This window comes from Phormidium sp. CCY1219 (assembly GCF_055795085.1).
In genome coordinates, this window is the sequence record NZ_JAYFEQ010000047.1 from 1 (window position 1) to 257 (window position 257).

The window sequence follows — 257 nt, forward strand, 5'->3', positions numbered from 1 at the left end:
GGCAATGACTTCGCCAATGGCAACCAAGGCACCGACTGGGTTGACGGCGGCGATGGCGATGATGTGCTGCATGGCGGCAAAGATGACGATACGGTGAAAGGAGGCACCGGCAGCGATGAATTGTTCGGGGATTTAGGCAACGATATCGTTTGCGGTAACGCGGATGGTGACTTCCTCTATGGCAACCAGGGGGATGACTCCCTGGATGGCGGCGATGGCAATGATATGCTGTGGGGTGGCAAGGATAATGATATCCT

1 pseudogene is annotated in these 257 nt (G+C 55.6%); it reads left to right on the top strand.

Annotated features, from left to right (window positions below):
- Window positions 1-257: pseudogene (locus AC0QH1_RS00375) on the top strand (calcium-binding protein); the annotation flags it as partial.